We start from the raw sequence: 16,327 nt of genomic DNA, 5'->3' as shown, positions 1-16,327 counted from the left end.
TTTGCTGGCCCTCACTCCCGTGGGGCCAGCTTTTTTTATTAGGGCGGCTTAACATCTAGATAATTTATCGCTTCGGCGGTATATTAGAGATATACCAACCTTGAGCCTTTTCATGATCGAATCCATCACGTATGGCCACACGCAACTAAATTTCGGCATACAAGAAGTTAGATTTTTCTCACAGATTTTCAGCGTCGATTCATTCAACCTTCTGATTGGAACAAATGGTTCCGGGAAGACGAGCGCATTAGTGAATGCGGCCCAGATGGTGGCAAATGAATGGTCAGAAGCCGCATCCGGGAGCATTCGATGGACTTCCGACGGAGGCGATGATCGCTCTTCGCATGGCGTTATCTACTATACCGCTCTGCCGTACCGTAAGCATTTCAAGCAAAACAAAATCCTGATCGACGCCTCTCCAACTTGGAGCGAAAAACGCAAAATCAAGTCGATAGAGCTTTTCCGCGAGATCGCTCGGAAGCTGGGAAAACCAACTCGCTTGAAAGCAACCGTCGGCTACGATCACAATCGCATCAAACAGCTGTTTGTCCCTTTTCTATTGAAATTACCCATAGAGCTTGCCGACCCAGTCCTGCAAGAGGAATTGTTGCAGTTGCAGAATGGGCCGCTTGATAGCTTCAGTTTCGATTTAATGTTTGACACGGAGCAAAACCGCGCAATACACGATTTTTATGAGCGATTTTTCGCGGAATTGGCCCGCTCGTTGGACAACCAGCACAGGCACTGTCGGCAAATCAGCCTCGCCGCCTTGCAGAAAATTGCAGAGTTGGATGACGACGTTGGAAACCTGTTGTACTTCATTTTGCACGAGCAGGGCATGATCCACGACAGCAACACCTGGAACAGGAGCCCGCAGCAGTATGATCAAGTCTGCAAATCCACCTTGCGCTACATTACCGGCGAAGATGGTGACATAGAGCAATATCCGGCGCCGGGAGATACGCATTTCAGCTTCGAGATTACCTCTCATAACAAATACAAGAGCATACTCGCAGCTGAAACCTGCGTTGAGCTGCATTGGGAGGGCCTAAGTTCGGGGATGCTGTCGCTCATAGACCAGTTCACCCAGATAGGTAGCGCTGCACAAACGCTCGCTGATCGAAAAATTTCCAATCTGCTGATCTTGATCGACGAAGGCGACGCTTTCCTGCACTTGGATTGGCAACGACGTTATATAGCCTTGCTGACCGACTATCTGTCAAGCCTGCGTAAGAAATTATCCTTCAAGTGCGTGCAGGTCATGCTGGCCTCACATTCCCCGATACTCGCCAGCGATGTTCCAGCCTGCATGGTTCAGAATCTTGACCAACCCAAGCTCGATGCAAAGACATTTGGCGCGGAGCTTGACGACATTATTTTCATGTCCTTTCAATCAAACTCCATCGGTGAACACGCGGCAAATCATATCCGCCGCCTGCATCAAAAGGCCAAGAGCGGAAATCTTGACCCATTTGACATTAAACTGATCGAAGAGATAGGTGATCAGGCCATAGCGAACAGTATTCTAGCGGCATACAAAAAGACCCAATGATTATCAACACCTTCGGAATCTGGGATGGCGCTCAAACCGCACATATCGCCTACGTTAATGCATGCATGGACGCCTATATTCAAGATTGGTTCAGCAAGCCCATCTTGCAAAGCCTGCCGCAGCGGCGCGCTGTGCTGGAATTCATCACGGGCAGCCGACATATCATCGCCAGTCCTTATCGTACTGATTTCAGCTGTCTGATCGCACACTTCGAAAAGAAATTTCCGAAAAAGACAGACCTGCGCACCAAATCCATGCAACTCTTTAAATCAATATTCAAATACGAAGAGTTTTCCGACAAAGATACGATAGGATGGAATGCCTATCGGCTATGCGAAAAGATGAAGTGGAAGGTTTGTCCCTATTGCCATATCCATGGCACGGAAATGGCCGCCCCCGATTTACTGGACGACGAATACCGGCCCCAGCTTGATCACTACTATTCCCAGTCCCGCTACCCCTTTCTTGGTCTGTCGCTGGGAAATTTGATTCCCTGCTGCGCTCAATGTAACGGTACTGGCTTCAAACACAACAAGAATTTCTACTTGATTCCGCATTTACATCCACATGCTGACAATGAGAGCATCCGGTTCGCTTTAAGTATCACCGATCCTAGCAAGCAGGACGATGTTTTAGCGTACAACATGCGAGATTGCCGGGAGCTGTACAGGATTACTTTGTGCGTCGATAGAGACGACAAAAAGTCGAAAAATGCACTCAAGACCTTCAAGCTGTCTTCCCGATATCAGCCATATATTGGCCACGCTCTAAAGATAGCGCGCGACATCAAGCGAGAATCGACCAATATGAATCAAAGCAGCCGCAGCCAGATGTGCAATCAGCTAGGGCTACCGCGGGACGTCGACGTGCTAAGTTTCGATCCAAACGACAGCGAAGAGTACAAACATGCCCCGACCGGGAAGATGGAGCGCGACATCTATCATGCCTCAGTAAAGCGGTGGTCTTAGATAGATCGGCCTAATGCGATTGGGCCGCCGCGCGCGCCAGCAGCAGCGTGCGTTCGCGCTCGTTCTGCGTCAGCTGCGCGGCCCGTTCGAATTCGTGGCGCGCTTCGTCATGGCGTCCCAGCTTGGACAGGAAGTCGCCGCGCACGCTGGGCAGCAGGTGGTAGTGCTTCAGCGCCGCCACATCCATCAAGCCATCCACCACTTCCAGCCCGGCCGCCGGCCCGAAGGCCATCGCCAGCGCCACCGCGCGGTTCAGCTCCACCACCGGCGACGGCGTCAGCTGCGCCAGCGCGTCGTACAGCGCGGCGATGCGCTGCCAGTCGGTATCGGCTGCCAGCCGCGCACGCGCATGGCAGGCCGCGATGGCCGCCTGCACGCCGTAGGAGCCAAGTCCACGCCCGGTCTGCTCGGCGCGCGCCAGCGCCGCCAGGCCGCGCCGTATCAGTAGCTGGTCCCAGCGCGCGCGGTCCTGCTCCAGCAACAAAATAGGTTCGCCCTTCGGTCCCACGCGGGCGCGGGCGCGCGAGGACTGGATCTCCATCAGCGCCACCAGGCCGTGCACTTCCGGCTCGTCCGGCGCCAGCTCGGCCAGGATGCGGCCCAGCCGCAGCGCTTCCTCGCACAGCGCCGGCCGCATCCAGTCGGCGCCGGCGCTGGCGGAATAGCCTTCGTTGTAGATCAGGTAGATCACTTGCAGCACCGACGCCAGCCGCTCCACCAGCTCGTGCGCGCGCGGCGCCTCGAACGGCACTTTCGCCTCGGCCAGCGTGCGCTTGGCGCGCACGATGCGCTGCGCCACCGTCGCTTCCGGCACCAGGAAGGCGCGGGCGATTTCTTCCGTGCTCAGGCCGCCCAGCATGCGCAGGGTCAGCGCCACGCGGCCGTCGGTCGGCAGCACCGGGTGGCAGGCCACAAACACCAGCCGCAGCAGGTCGTCGCCGATGTCGTTTTCCAGCGCGTCGGCCACGGCCGCGTCGAGGTTGGGCGCGGCGTCCTGCAGCACACCTTCGATTTCGTAGGTGAGCTCGGCTTCCTTTTCCTGGTGCAGCTGGCGGCGGCGCAGCACGTCCAGCGCGCGGTTCTTGGCGACCGTGGTCAGCCAGGCGGCCGGCTGGTCCGGCACGCCGCTTTCCGGCCAGCGCTCCAGCGCCATCACCAGCGCGTCCTGCGCCAGCTCCTCGGCCTGGCCGACGTCGCGCAGCATGCGCGCCAGCACGGCGATGATCTTGGCGGACTCCATCCGCCATACCGCCTCGACGATCCTGGGGACGTCAGCCGCCACGGGCTTTCTTCCTGAAGGCTTCGCGCAGGCCGCTCTCCAGCAGCTCGGCGCGCAGGCGCTCTTCGGCGGCGCGCATTTCCGGCGTAAATTCCTGGTGGGCGATGCGCTCGCAGGCTTCGCGTATCTCCAGCGTCAGGTCGCCGGGACTTGGATAGGGATAGGTCTTGGCCCAGGCGATGGCCTCGTCAAGCGAGGCCGCCTGCACCATCCAGTAGCCGGCGATCAGTTCCTTGACTTCGGCGAACGGACCGTCGACCACCGAGGTCTTCGAGTTGGCGAAATGGATGCGCGTGGCGGAGGCGCTGGCCATCAGGCCCTCGCCCGCCAGCAGCACGCCCTGCTGCACGCCCGCCTCGTTGTAGGCGTTCATCACGTCGATGACTTCCGGCGGCGGCACCAGGTCGGCCTCGAGGTCGGCATCGGAACGGATGAAGATCACATAGCGCGTCAAGGCTTCGTCGCGGCGCGGCAGCGTGCCCACCGCCGTGCCGCGTTCGTCGAAGCCGAGGCAGTTGCCGGGGCAACCGGCGTCGCGGATTTCATACACTGCGCCGCTGTCGAACAGGGGCCACCAGCGCACCTGTTCGATGGCGTCCTCTTTCGATTCGGCCTCGATCAGCGTGAAGCCGGCCACCAGCTCCCTGGGCGCGAACGGCCCGTGCAGCAGGCTCCACTCGCCGTCGCGCCGCAGCAGGCGCACCGCCTCCGTGCTGGGTTTGAGAAAGGTTCCCGGTTCCAGCGCGGGCGGCTGTTGGCCACGTTCGGTGCTCTGGTTGGCGCGGCGCAGTATCATGAATTCCATCGCATACTCCTTGGTTTTCGCTAAGGTAGCAGCATCACATGCGGGCGCGCAAGGCCTCTTCTTGCGCGACCAGCTCCGGCGTGGCGACCTCGCCGAAATCCTCCATCTCGAACACCTGGCGGATTTCGATTTCCGACGGCGTGTCGAACGGATTCGGGCAACGCTTCATCCACTCGATGGCCTCCTCCTTCGATTTCACCTGCAGCAGCCAGAAACCGGCGATCAATTCCTTGGTCTCGGCGAACGGGCCGTCGATGACGGTGCGCTTGGGGCCGTCGTACAGGATGCGCGCGCCCTTGGAGCTGGGATGCACGCCCTCGCCGGCCAGCAGCACGCCGGCGTTGACCAGTTCTTCGTTGAACGCGCCCATCGCGGTCATCAGCTCGACGCTCGGCATCTTGCCCGCCTCGGAATCCTCGGTGGCTTTAACGATAATCATGAAACGCATGGTGCTCTCCGGTTAGCCGCAGTTGGGCATTTGCTGTTTCATCGCCGCGTCCATTTCCTCCGGGGTCATGTCCCTGGTGTGGGTGGCGATCGACCAGACGTGGCCGAACGGGTCGGTGACCTGGCCGTAGCGGTCGCCCCAGAACATGTCCGCCGGCGGCATCTTCTCGGTGGCGCCGGCGGCGATCGCCTGGGCGTAGGTGGCGTCCACATCGGGCACGTAGATGTGCAGCGTGACCGGGCTGCCGTTCAGCTTCTTGGGGCCGAGGTTGCCGAAGTCGGGGAACTCGTCCACCAGCATGACGGTGGAGTCGCCGATGCGGACGGCCGCGTGGATCAGCCTGCCGTTCTGGCCGGGGATGCGCGCGGTCTCGGTGGCCTTGAACGCCTTTTTATAGAACTCGATGGCGTCTGCCGCGCCGTCGACGACCAGGTGAGGGGTGACGCTGTGCATGCCTTCTGGAATCGGATCTACTTTTGCAGTCATGATGCTCTCCTTTATGTGGGGTTGGGGCGAGTGAGAATGCTCACTCTACCTCCACGACGAAGCAGCACCCGTCAAATCGACAAATATTTTTAGATTTTTTTAAAATTATTTAAACAGCAGGAAAAACGTGGTGCTGGCCCCTTCCTCGCTCTCGACCCGGACGCTGCCACCATGCAATGCCATGATGGCGCGCACGATGGACAGACCCAGTCCCGCCGAGTGGGCCTGTCCTGAACGGGCGGCGTCGGCGCGGTAGTAACGGTTGAAGATATGCGGCAAGTGTTCGGGCGCGATGCCGGGGCCGGTGTTGGCGACCGCCAGCTCGATGCCCTGCCCGCTGCGCCGCGCCGTCAGCCGTATCGCGCCGCCGGCCGGCGTGTAGCGCAGCGCGTTCGACACCAGGTTGCCGACCGCGCGCTGCAGCAGCACCGGATCGAGTTGCGCTTCGATAGCCGGCGCCGCTACCTCCAGCCGCACGCCGACGTCGTCGGCCAGAATTTCAAAGTAGTCGTGGATGCGCAGCAGTTCGGCGCGCAGCTCCAGCGGCTCGCGCTGCACGGCCAGCTGGGCGTTGTCCACCCGCGCCAGGAACAGGGTGTTTTCGATCATGCGCGCCAGCCGCTCGTATTCCTCCGAGTTGGAGGCCAGCAGCGCCTGGTATTCCTCCGCCGTGCGCGGCCGCGCCAAGGCCACCTGGGTTTCCACCATCAGCGTGTTGACCGGCGTGCGCAGGTCGTGCGCCAGGTCGGCGGCAAAACCGGACAGGCGCTGTACGCCGTCCTCCAGCCGGTCCAGCATGGCGTTGAAGGCCTCGCCCATTTCACGCAGCTCCACCGGCGCGTCCCCCACCGACAGCCGGGTATTGAGACGGTTGGCATTGATGTCGTTGGCCTTGGCGATCACGCTGCGCAGCTGGCGCATGCTGTGGCGCACGATGGCGTAACCGAGCAGGATGGCCAGCAGCGCGCCGCCGCACAACGCCACCAGCAGGTCGGCGACATAGCTGCGCAGGATCTTGAGGCGGTCGGAGCGCTCGCGCGCCAGCGTGATGCGCACCGTCTCGCCGCCGCCCACCTGCCCGGCCGCGCTGACCATGCGGCCGACGCCGACCTCCGGCGTCCAGTCGTGGATGTCGTCGAGTGTCAGCGCGCGCTGGGCCGGCACGCTGTCGACGCGCGGCAGCGGCCGCGAGGTGCGCGCCGATTGCAGCAGCGCCGCGCCATCCGGCCCGTTCACGCGCAGCATGAAGTCGTCGTGGCCGGACAGGGTTTCCATCAGCGGCCGCTGGTCTTGCGCGATCGCCTGCGGCGACGGCAGGCCGGCGATGATGCGGCGGATCTGCGTCACCTTGTTGATCAGTTCCACGTCGTCGCGGTTGGCCATCTGCCGCGCCAGCGTCGTGTACAGGTAGGCGCCGGCCGCCAGGAAGGCCGCCACCGCGACCGCCGACAGCAGCAGCGCCACCCGCAAGGTCAGCGACAGCGGGCGCCGGCCCTGCCTCACGAGCGAGCCTCCAGCAGATAGCCCATGCCGCGCACGGTCTGCACCAGCTTGTCGGCGTAGGGGTCGTCGACCTTGGCGCGCAGGCGGCGGATCGCCACGTCGACCACGTTGGTGTCGGAATCGAAGTTCATGTCCCACACCATCGACGCGATCTGGGTACGCGACAGCACCTCGCCCTGGCGTTTGGCCAGCAGGTGCAGCAGCGCGAATTCCTTGGCGGTGAGCTCGATGCGGTCGCCGTGGCGCGTGACGCGGCGGCGCAGCACGTCGATCTCGAGGTCGGCGATGCGGATCAGCTCCATCTCGCGCACCGGGCCGCGCCGCATCAGCGTCTTGACGCGGGCCAGCAGCTCGGCGAAGGCGAAGGGCTTGACCAGGTAGTCGTCGGCGCCCAGCTCCAGGCCTTTGACGCGGTCGGCCACGTCGTCGCGCGCGGTCAGGAACAGCACCGGGGTCTGCTTGCGTTCGCGCAGCCTGGCCAGCACCGCCCAGCCGTCCATCTGCGGCAGCATCACGTCCAGCACGATCAGGTCGTAGTCGTGTTCCAGCGCCAGCGCCAGGCCGTCGACGCCGTTGCGCGCCAGGTCGGCCACATAGCCGGATTCCTGCAAGCCCTTGACCAGATAGGCGCCCGCCTTGGGCTCGTCCTCTACCACCAGTATCTTCATGATGTCCCCCAGATGCGGCATTGTCGGCCTTTTACATGGCCGTTTGGATTACAAATCTGTCATTTGCACGTCATCTTGCCGTCAGCGGCGCGCCCCCAGACTGGCTGCTTCGATACCCAACGAGGAACCATATCATGGCCTATGCATTCCGTGGCGCCGCCGCTTTTGCCTTGGCGCTGGCGGCAGCCCATGCCGGCGCGCAGGATCACCATCACCATGCCGACGCCGGCGCCGCCACGCCGCCGGCATTCGTCGCCAGCACCGCCAAGTCCTTCGATGCCTTGATGGAGGACGCCATGGCGGTGATGGACGCCGGCATGAAGCAGGCGCCGATGAACGGCGTCAGCGAGCATGACTTTGTCACCATGATGATCCCGCACCACCAGGGCGCGGTCGACATGGCCAAGGCCCTGCTGCTCTACACCCAGGACCCTGAGCTGCGCAATCTGGCGCTCGGCATCATCGCCGAGCAGCAGAACGAGATCAAGGTGATGCAGGCCTGGCTGCAACGCCACACCACCAAGGAGAAACAATGAAGACCATCGCTTTGACGATCACCACGCTGCTGTCGGCGTCCGCCTCTGCCTTCGCTGCGCCATCGCCGCTGGACCGCGTCTACACGGCGGACCAGAACACCAACACCATTTCCGTGTTCAGCCCCGCCAGCAATACGCTGCTGGGCCAGATCAAGCTGGGCAACGCGCGGCCGGACGTGCTGTCGCCGCTGTATCGCGGCGAGATCAATGTGCACGGCCTGGGCTTCTCGCCGGACCACAAGACGCTGATCGCCATTGCCAACGGCTCCAACTCGGTCACCTTCATCGACACCGCGACCAACAGGGTCAAGGGCAAGACCTACGTCGGGCGTTCGCCGCACGAAGGCTTCTTCAGCGCCGACGGCAAGGAAGTCTGGGTGGTGGTGCGCGGCGAGGACTATATCTCCGTCATCGATCCGGCCACTTACAAAGAAACCCGCCGCATCCAGACCGACCTCGGTCCCGGCATGGTGCTGTTCCACCCGGACGGCAAGCTGGCCTTCGTGGTGTCGAGCTTTACGCCGACGGTTGACGTGATCGACGTTGCCACGTACGCCGTCATCAAGCGCATCGGCGTGGCCAGTCCGTTCTCGCCCTTCCTGCAATTCACGCCCGACCATGGCGAGATGTGGATGACGCACAAGGACGTCGGCAAGGTCACCCGCATCAGCACCAAAACGCTGGAAGTGACGGGCGTGATCGACACCGGTTTCATCACCAACCACCTGGCCTTCGCCACCGTCGGCGGCGAGGTGCGCGCCTACGTGACGGTAGGTGGCGAGAACGTGGTCAAGGTCTACAGCACCGGCCAGCAGGCCAGGCTGCTGGCGACCATACCAACCGGCGCGCTGCCGCACGGGATCTGGACTTCGGACGACAGCAGCCGCCTCTACGTCGGCCTGGAAAACGGCGACGGCGTGCAGGTGGTCGACAGCGCCAGCAACCAGGTCATCGCCACCATGCCCGGCGGACAGGCGCCGCAGGCGTTGGTGTACCTGTCGAAGGTGGCGCCGTCGGCGGACGACCGCTCCAACCTGGCGCCGCGCGTGAACCAGGATGCGCACAACATCCCGTTCAAAGCCACCGCCGGCGAAGGCAAGGGTTTCGCCGTGGTGCGCAACCTGGGCGTGGTCGATGCGATGGAAGTGTTCCTGTACAAGCTGAAGCCGAATACGGTTTATAACGTTACGGTCGGCAGCCAGGCCGCGCCGCTGGGCAGCTTCCGCACCAACGACGCCGGCATGGCCAACGGCACGATGATAGGACCGGTGCGTACGCAAGCCGCCAGCGATGCCGCGGTGCGCGCCGACCACCTGTCCGTGACGGAGGCCGGCGCCAGCACCGCGGTGCTGGTCAGCGCGCTGTAGTTATTTGGCTGCTTCGAGGATGAGGTTCGCTATCTCGTCCGGGTGCGAGATCATCGACACGTGGCTGGACGCCAGTTCGATGGTCTTCGCGCCCATGCGTTTGGCGACGAAGCGCTCCAGCTCCGGCGAGGTGGTGCGGTCGTCCTGCGATACCGCGTAGTAGCTTGGCTTGTTCCGCCATGCCGCCTGCGTGGTGCGCGATGCGAACAGCGTTTGCGAGATGCGTCCCTGCGATGCGTACAGCACGCGCGCCCTGGCCGGATCCAGGTCGCCGGCGAAGTCGCGCACAAATGCCTGCTCGTTCAGTTGCGCGTAACCGTCCGGCGATTTCACCAGGCCGGCCGCCGCCGGCGGGACCGGGAATTTGGCGGCCAAGGCGCCGTAGTCCTCGCCCACGTCCGGCGCGCGCGCGGCCAGGTAGACCAGCGCCGCCACTTTCGGATCGTTGCCGGTCTCGCTGATGACGGTGCCGGCCCACGAGTGGCCGACCAAGATCGTCGGGCCATCCTGCAAGGCCAGCGCGCGGCGCGTGGCTTCGGCGTCGTCCGCCAGGGAGGTCAGGGGATTCTGCACCGAAGTGACATGCATGCCGGCCTTTTGCAGGCGGGCGATGACGTCGTTCCAGCACGAGCCGTCGGCATAGGCGCCGTGCACCAGCACGACGTTGTGGACCGACGGCGCGGCCAGGGCGACATTCGCCGCCAGCATCGCTGCGGCGGCAAGAAGGGTAGGTTTGATCATGGTGCGGTTTCCTCTCGGGTTAAAAAACCCAGTATAGAAACCGCCCCCTGACCCGGACATGACGCCGGCATTACAAACGGATTACAAATCGATGAACTCCACCAGCGCCGGCACCACTTGTTCCGGCGCCTCGTCGATCAGCCAGTGGCCCGAGCCCTGGACGATGACGCTCTTCACATTCGTCGCCACCGTGCCGACCTGCTTGCCGAGGAATTCGCCCGCCGAGTACTGGCCGGCCAAGGTCAGCACCGGCATGGTCAGCTTGGCCTGCGACATCGGACCGAAGTCGGCGGCGTCGCGTTCGAAATCGCTGAAGTAGGCGAAGCCGGCGCGCATGCCGCCCGGCTGCGCGTAGGCCGCCGTGTACAGCTTGCGGTCCGCCTCCTTCACCGACTTGGTCTTGTCGGCCGAGAAGTCGTTCCAGAAGTGTTCGAAGTAGATCCGTTCGCGGCCCTGCACCAGCGCCAGCGGCGTTTCGCCGTAGAAGTGGAAGTGCCACACGGCCTTGGCCGGGAAGGCGTTGCGCCAGTCGCCGACGCCGGGAATGAAGGCGTCCATCAGCACCAGCTTGCTGGTGTCGGCAGGGAACTGGGCGGCGTAGCCGTAGGCCACCATCAGGCCGATGTCGTGGCCGACCACGGCGGCAGGCTCGCTGCTGACGCCTTTGACCAGTTCATGGATATCGACCGCCATGGTTTTCTTGTCGTAGCCGCCGGCCGGTTTGTCCGAGCCGCCGGCGCCGCGCAGGTCGGGGACGATGACGGTATGGTGCCTGACCAGTTCGGCCATGGCCGGCGTCCACATGTGGCCGGTCTGGCCATAGCCGTGCAGCAGCACGACCGGGCTGCCCTGGCCGCCGATCTTGTAGTGCAGTTTGACGCCGTTGACTTGCGCATATTTGTCGGCGAAGCCGTCGACCTTGACGTCGATCGGCGCGGCGGCCGCGGCGGCCAGGCCGGTGCTCAATACGAGGGCGGCGGCGACCAGGCTGCGGCGGATAATGGTGGCGGTGGTGTTCATGTTAGGCTCCTGAGTGGTGGGTTGGTGCAGTCACTATATGTTTCACACTAACGATCATCAATACGCCGGACATCAACTAATCATTCACAATTTATGAATTTGATGCGCCTATCGATCCCCGCCCTCACCCTGCTCCTCCTGCTGACGCCGGCCGCCGGCGCCCGGGCCTGCATACTGCGCATCGGCTACACCTCGCAAAACGCGCCGCCCTATTTCATCGGCGCCGACAGCGTGCCGGCCGCGCCCGGCGCCAGCGTGGAACTGCTGAACGAGATGGCCGCGCACGCCGGCTGCAAAACCGAACTGGTGCGCCTGCCGACCGCGCGCCTGCTGCTGGCGGTGAACGCCGGCCAGATCGACGCCACCGCGCTGGCGACGCCGCCGGCCGGGCTGCCGTCGGTGGTCTATCCGCTCGACAGCCAGGGCCGGCCCGATCCCGCGCGCGGCTTGCAATACACCACGGTGATCATCGTGCGCGCGGCGGACCGGGCGGCGGCCAGCGCGGACCTGAACGGCTTCCTGCGCGGACGCCGGGTCGGCGTGTCCCACGGCGTATCGTTCGCCGGCGAGCTGCGCGCGGCCGGCATGCAGGTGGACGACGGCGCCGCCGACGCCCGCCGCAATTTCGACAAGCTCAAACGCAATCGGGTCGATGCCGTCGCCATGTCGCTCAACGTGGCGGGCGATATGGACGAACTGCTGGCGCGCGAACACGGCAAGGAGCTGGTGCGGCTGCAACAGCCGCTCAGTACGCATTCGCTGTGGTTGATGGTCAACAAGGACTACTATGGCGCGCACGGCGCCGCCGTGGACGAGATGTGGAACTGGCTGGGCAGCAAGGGCCGCAAGCGCCTGCCGCTACTGCTGAAGAAGTATGAAGCGCTGCCGCAGCAAGGCGGCAGCGCGGTGAAACACTAGCCGATTAGCCGACTTGACGGCGGCGCAGCGCCGCCAGGCCGATCAGGCCGACACCCAGCATCAGGTAGGTCTGCGGTTCCGGCACGGCGGTGGTCACCAGCGTTTGCGTGCCCAGCTGCGGCGTGATGTCCCCCAGGCTGGAATTCAGGAACACCGTGTCGGTAAAGCTCAGCGTGCTGGTGCCGGCGCCGATCACGTTGAAGCTCAGGTGCGCCAGGCTGCCGCTGCCGCTGACGCCGGGCACCGGACCGAACTTGCTGCCGTACACATAGGTCACCAGGCCCGGAGTACCGGACACATCGGCCACGCCGAAATCGGTGGCGCCGCCGTCGGAACCCAGCAAGCCGCCCTCGCCGGCGCCGGTCGCCTGCAGGTAAGCCGGATTGAACACCAGCGAGAAGTTGTAGCCATACAGGTCCGCCACGCCGCTGAGGCGGATGTCCAGCTCGATGGTCGAGCCCACCACGCCGCTCGACGGGGTGGCGACGATGCTCAGCACCGGATCGGCCGCGCAGGCCGACGGTGCGGCGAATGCGGCGGCCAGCAGCGCGGCGCCGGCCTGGTATTTCCATTTATTCAAACTCAACATATTCATTTTCCTTTGCCCATCAGGGCTTAGATTTCTGCATCGGCGCCGCGCCGGGCATGCCCCGGCGGCGGCGCCGCTAGTGTGTGGCGGCTTACAGGCGGCAACCGCCTGCTATGCGTTGCGACTCGGCTGCCAGGTCGCGGGCATCGACCACGCCGTCCTTGTTCAGGTCGGCGCGCGCATCGAAGCCGGCCTGGCCGCTGCGTTTGCCCAGCGCGGCCTTGATGATCGCCAGGTCGTCGCAGTTGACGGCGCCGTCGCCGTTGACATCGCCCACCAGGCGGATCGTGAAGTTGGCGTTCGACACATCGAAGAAGATGTTGTCGATCGCTTCCACCTTGATGCGCGCCGTGCTGCTGGCCACCAGCGGCAGCGTGACCGCTTTGCTGCCGTTGTTGGCCGTGCTGGCCGCCAGCGTGTACGGATAGGTGATGCCGCCGTCGGTGGACAGCGAGATCTTCACGTTGGCGGTGTTGACCGGCGCGACGTCGGTGTTGGCCACGCTCCAGGTCACGGTCTGGGTCGAGCCGCCATCGAGCGACAGCGCGGTGTTCGGCGACGTCACCAGGAAGGGACCGGCGTTGGACGCCAGCACCAGCTTGGTGCTGGCGTTGCCGACGCCGCCACGGCCGTCACGCGCCGTCAGGCGGAAGTTCAGCGCGGCCGGGCTGGCGTTGGCGCCGGTCCCTTTGTAGTCGGCGGTCGGCAGGAACTCCGAGTAGCACTCGATGTCGGCCGGGGTCGGCGTCGCGGCGGCGGCCGGGCAGGCGCCGGTTTCGGCGTTGGTGTTGTTGGCCAGGATCTGCGCCATATCCGGGAACACGCGGGTCGGATTGGTGCTGGCGTGGTTTTCACCCGGCGAACCGTACTTGATGGTGTCGTCGTTGCTGACCACGGCGCGCACGCCGAACTGGCGGAACAGCGGACCGTTGACTTTGCTGTTGCTGATCAAGCCGGTGCCGGCGTTGGTGGAGGACGGACCGACGTCGTTCTGCTCCCACAGGTAGGTCAGGGTGTCGCCTTCGCCGTCGGTGGCGCTGCCGGTCAGGGCGAACGGCGTGCGCACCGGGATGGTGTAGCCGGCCGGCACGCTCACCACCGGCGTGGTGTTGCCGGTGAACGACAGCGACCCGCGACGGTTGGTGGCGCCGCCGACGGCGATCTCGCCGACATAAGCGCTGCAGCCGCCGCTGCAACCGACCACTTGCAGCAGGTCGACCTTGGTGCCGGCCAGCGCGCCGCCGAAGGTGATGGTGGCCGCGCTGGTGCTCAGCGAGCTGACGGAGACGGTGGCGCCGGCTGGCCAGCCGCTGATGCCCTGGATGGCCGCCTTGACGCCGGCGGTGGTGTAGTTGCTGCCGTTGACGATGGGCACCGAATCATTGCCGTTGTAGCGCAGCTTGAATTGCTGGGTGCCGCCGAAGTTGGTCAGCGCCAGCATCTGCACTTCATTGATATTGTTTTCCGCGCCCGAGGTGTAGGTGACGATCTCGTCGAAGCTGCGCTGCGACCAATAGGCGTCGCTGTGGGATTGCAGATCGTCGCTGCCGCAAATGCCGGCGTAGGCCATGATCGACGAGCCGCTGCCCGGCTCCACCGAGGTGCCGCCGTTGCGGTTGCCGGTCGAGCAATTGGCGACCACGCCGTTGAAGGTGTGGTTGCCGGCGAACTGGTGGCCCATTTCGTGCGCCACATAGTCGACCGCGTAGGCGTCGCCGACCGGGGTCGGGATGCCGGTGCAACCCTGGGCCTTGCTGCCGCCGCCGACCACGCCCAGGCTGGCGATGCCGCCGCCGTTCAGGCCGAGCGCGATGTGGCCGACGTCGAAGTTGCGGGCGCCGGCCAGCAGGCCGGCGACCACGCGGTTGCGCGACAGCGTGCCGCTGCCGCAGCTGGCGGCCTGGCTGGCGCTGAAGCAGGCGGTGGCGCCGCACGGACCGTTGGCGCCGGTCATTTGCGCGGCGGTGTCCAGGTTCAGGGCGTCGGTATTGTTGATCAACATCAGCCGGATCGCGGTCTCGTCCTCATAGACCTGAGTGACCCGGTTGATCAGCGTGACCTTGGCCGCCGTCACGTTGGCCGAGCCGCCGAAATAGGTGGCGTAGGACGGATCGGTGACCAGCGCCAGGCGGTAGGTGCGCAGCTGGTTGCCGGAAGTCGGGCCGGCCACGACCTGGTCGTCCACCACGTGGTAGGCCGCGGTGCTGGTGGTGTTGCCGTCGGTGGCGCTGACTTCGAAGGCGCCGGTGTTGCGCGACGGATCGGCCACCAGCGAAGTGTTGATCACCCCTTCCGCATCGGCGGTGACGACCACGCTCTGGCGTGTGCCGCTGTCGCCTTCGTTGCGCACCGACACGGTGACCGAGGCGCCCGGCGTGAAGCCGGCGCCGCGCACTTCGACCTTGTCGTCGGCGTGGTAGAAGCCCTGCGACAGGGCGATCTGCGCCTCGGTCAGCGGCGCTTCGCGCAGCGCGCCGTGGCGGTTGCCCAGGTCGCGGCTGTGATAGCTGTTGTAGACGCTGTCGTCCAGCGCGGTTTGCGGGTCGACATACCAGGCGCCGGCCGGCGTGCGCACCGAGGCGTGCAGGCCCAGCGGCGTGATGTCCATGCGCAGGCTGGCGTTCGGATCGTCGATGCCCTTGCCGGCATAGGTCTTGATTTCAGGGTGCTTGGCGGCCAGGCCGGCTTCCATGATCGGCGAATCGACGATGGCGAAGCGCTGGTAGCCGCCGTCCGGGTGCGGCAGGGAAATGATCAGCGGGCTGACGGCGGCGGCGTCGGTGTGCTCCAGCGGCGCCGACTTGGCCAGTTGCTTCAGGCCGTTGCGGTTCAGGCTGGCGGCGTGGAAGCGGCGCGGGCCGGACGTGTTGGCGGCCTGTGCGGTCCGGCCGCCGGCGGCGCCCACGTCCTGCCAGAAGTCGCCGGTGGCCTGGCTGGCGGTCGGTCCATCCTTGGCGATGACGGCGGCGGAACTGGAGATGGTCCAGCCCAACGCCATGAAGGCGAATAACATGCGTCCAGCGGTAGGACGCAGCGTTGCCCCGGCCTTTTTGAGGCGGGGAGTCGGTGACGGGTTCACTGAAATTTTCATGCCTGCTATACCCTTAATTTTATTGTTGATCCGAAAAGTCTGTTTTCCCTGTGTGGCCTGCCAATTTCACTCTGAACATATCCATTTCCACGCAAAAATATGCCCAGTGAAACATTCATGTGTTGTGAACAAGACATGCAAAAGTTTCAACTTAAGTATTGCTTAATTAATTTTTCGTCACAACAGTTGGCGGACATTTTTTTTGTACAGGACTGGAAACATGAGCGTTTCAGGTGCAAATACAAAAAATCACTGTTGTCTTTAATACACAGTTTTGGTTTGTATGTTAGTCAAGCTTGGGGAAAGCGAAGCTGGGAGATTGAAACGGCTTTCGTTTGATCGCCGCTGAGGTGCGT

At 63.7% G+C, this 16,327-nt stretch carries 15 protein-coding genes; 5 read left to right on the top strand and 10 right to left on the bottom strand.

Annotation, left to right across the window (positions count from 1 at the left end; translation table 11 throughout):
- Window positions 1-112 precede the first annotated feature (112 nt).
- Together RUGAMON1_RS26090 and RUGAMON1_RS26085 are read left to right on the top strand one after the other, a co-directional pair.
- Complete coding sequence (locus tag RUGAMON1_RS26090; RefSeq protein ID WP_445233265.1) at window positions 113-1,552, top strand: AAA family ATPase; 1,440 nt, start codon at window positions 113-115, stop codon at window positions 1,550-1,552.
- Entirely contained in the window at window positions 1,549-2,520 is a 972-nt protein-coding gene (locus tag RUGAMON1_RS26085; RefSeq protein WP_445233264.1) for a hypothetical protein, read from the top strand. The genes RUGAMON1_RS26090 and RUGAMON1_RS26085 overlap by 4 nt, the downstream gene beginning before the upstream one ends.
- Before the next feature lie 10 nt (window positions 2,521-2,530).
- On the opposite strand, the gene RUGAMON1_RS26080 is transcribed toward RUGAMON1_RS26085, so the two are convergent.
- The 6 genes from RUGAMON1_RS26080 to RUGAMON1_RS26055 all read right to left on the bottom strand — a co-directional run bounded on the left by RUGAMON1_RS26080 (window position 2,531) and on the right by RUGAMON1_RS26055 (window position 7,709).
- Complete coding sequence (locus tag RUGAMON1_RS26080) at window positions 2,531-3,760, bottom strand: RNA polymerase sigma factor (RefSeq protein WP_445233329.1); 1,230 nt, start codon at window positions 3,758-3,760, stop codon at window positions 2,531-2,533.
- A 31-nt stretch (window positions 3,761-3,791) separates the two neighbouring features.
- The gene (locus RUGAMON1_RS26075) at window positions 3,792-4,604 is read right to left on the bottom strand and encodes a YciI family protein (RefSeq protein ID WP_445233263.1); all 813 of its coding nucleotides are present in this window, start codon (window positions 4,602-4,604) and stop codon (window positions 3,792-3,794) included.
- Between the two features lie 34 nt (window positions 4,605-4,638).
- Complete coding sequence (locus RUGAMON1_RS26070; protein ID WP_445233262.1) at window positions 4,639-5,052, bottom strand: YciI family protein; 414 nt, start codon at window positions 5,050-5,052, stop codon at window positions 4,639-4,641.
- Between the two features lie 12 nt (window positions 5,053-5,064).
- Window positions 5,065-5,538 (bottom strand): VOC family protein, encoded by a 474-nt coding sequence (locus RUGAMON1_RS26065; RefSeq protein WP_445233261.1) that lies wholly within the window; start codon window positions 5,536-5,538, stop codon window positions 5,065-5,067.
- Window positions 5,539-5,643: 105 nt separating this feature from the next.
- Window positions 5,644-7,041, bottom strand: coding sequence for a heavy metal sensor histidine kinase (locus RUGAMON1_RS26060; RefSeq protein WP_445233260.1), 1,398 nt, complete (start codon window positions 7,039-7,041; stop codon window positions 5,644-5,646).
- A complete protein-coding gene (locus RUGAMON1_RS26055) occupies window positions 7,038-7,709 on the bottom strand; it encodes a heavy metal response regulator transcription factor (protein WP_445233259.1) in 672 nt (223 codons plus the stop codon). Before RUGAMON1_RS26055 ends, RUGAMON1_RS26060 begins: the two co-directional genes overlap by 4 nt.
- 134 nt (window positions 7,710-7,843) lie before the next feature.
- On the opposite strand from RUGAMON1_RS26055, the gene RUGAMON1_RS26050 reads away from it, so the two are divergent.
- Together RUGAMON1_RS26050 and RUGAMON1_RS26045 are read left to right on the top strand one after the other, a co-directional pair.
- Entirely contained in the window at window positions 7,844-8,245 is a 402-nt protein-coding gene (locus tag RUGAMON1_RS26050; protein ID WP_445233258.1) for a DUF305 domain-containing protein, read from the top strand.
- Window positions 8,242-9,612, top strand: coding sequence for a YncE family protein (locus RUGAMON1_RS26045; RefSeq protein ID WP_445233257.1), 1,371 nt, complete (start codon window positions 8,242-8,244; stop codon window positions 9,610-9,612). The genes RUGAMON1_RS26050 and RUGAMON1_RS26045 overlap by 4 nt, the downstream gene beginning before the upstream one ends.
- On the opposite strand, the gene RUGAMON1_RS26040 is transcribed toward RUGAMON1_RS26045, so the two are convergent.
- Window positions 9,613-10,353 (bottom strand): alpha/beta fold hydrolase, encoded by a 741-nt coding sequence (locus tag RUGAMON1_RS26040; protein WP_445233256.1) that lies wholly within the window; start codon window positions 10,351-10,353, stop codon window positions 9,613-9,615.
- A gap of 81 nt (window positions 10,354-10,434) precedes the next feature.
- Window positions 10,435-11,373 carry an alpha/beta fold hydrolase gene (locus tag RUGAMON1_RS26035; RefSeq protein WP_445233255.1) on the bottom strand — a complete coding sequence of 313 codons (939 nt, stop codon included), beginning with the start codon at window positions 11,371-11,373 and terminating at the stop codon, window positions 10,435-10,437.
- 102 nt (window positions 11,374-11,475) lie between these two features.
- On the opposite strand from RUGAMON1_RS26035, the gene RUGAMON1_RS26030 reads away from it, so the two are divergent.
- A complete protein-coding gene (locus tag RUGAMON1_RS26030; protein ID WP_445233254.1) occupies window positions 11,476-12,291 on the top strand; it encodes a substrate-binding periplasmic protein in 816 nt (271 codons plus the stop codon).
- 4 nt (window positions 12,292-12,295) lie between these two features.
- Here RUGAMON1_RS26030 and RUGAMON1_RS26025 read toward each other — a convergent pair whose 3' ends face one another.
- Together RUGAMON1_RS26025 and RUGAMON1_RS26020 are read right to left on the bottom strand one after the other, a co-directional pair.
- The gene (locus tag RUGAMON1_RS26025; protein ID WP_445233253.1) at window positions 12,296-12,880 is read right to left on the bottom strand and encodes a cohesin domain-containing protein; all 585 of its coding nucleotides are present in this window, start codon (window positions 12,878-12,880) and stop codon (window positions 12,296-12,298) included.
- 91 nt (window positions 12,881-12,971) lie between these two features.
- Window positions 12,972-15,893: a reprolysin-like metallopeptidase gene (locus tag RUGAMON1_RS26020; RefSeq protein WP_445233252.1), complete on the bottom strand. Its 2,922-nt coding sequence runs from the start codon at window positions 15,891-15,893 to the stop codon at window positions 12,972-12,974.
- Window positions 15,894-16,327 lie beyond the last annotated feature (434 nt).

The sequence above is a fragment of the Duganella rhizosphaerae genome (assembly GCF_040364205.1).
Classification (GTDB): Bacteria; Pseudomonadota; Gammaproteobacteria; order Burkholderiales; family Burkholderiaceae_D; genus Rugamonas; species Rugamonas rhizosphaerae.
The sequence above is the reverse complement of the archived record's forward strand: the minus strand, read 5'-3'. Positions and strand labels throughout refer to the sequence as shown.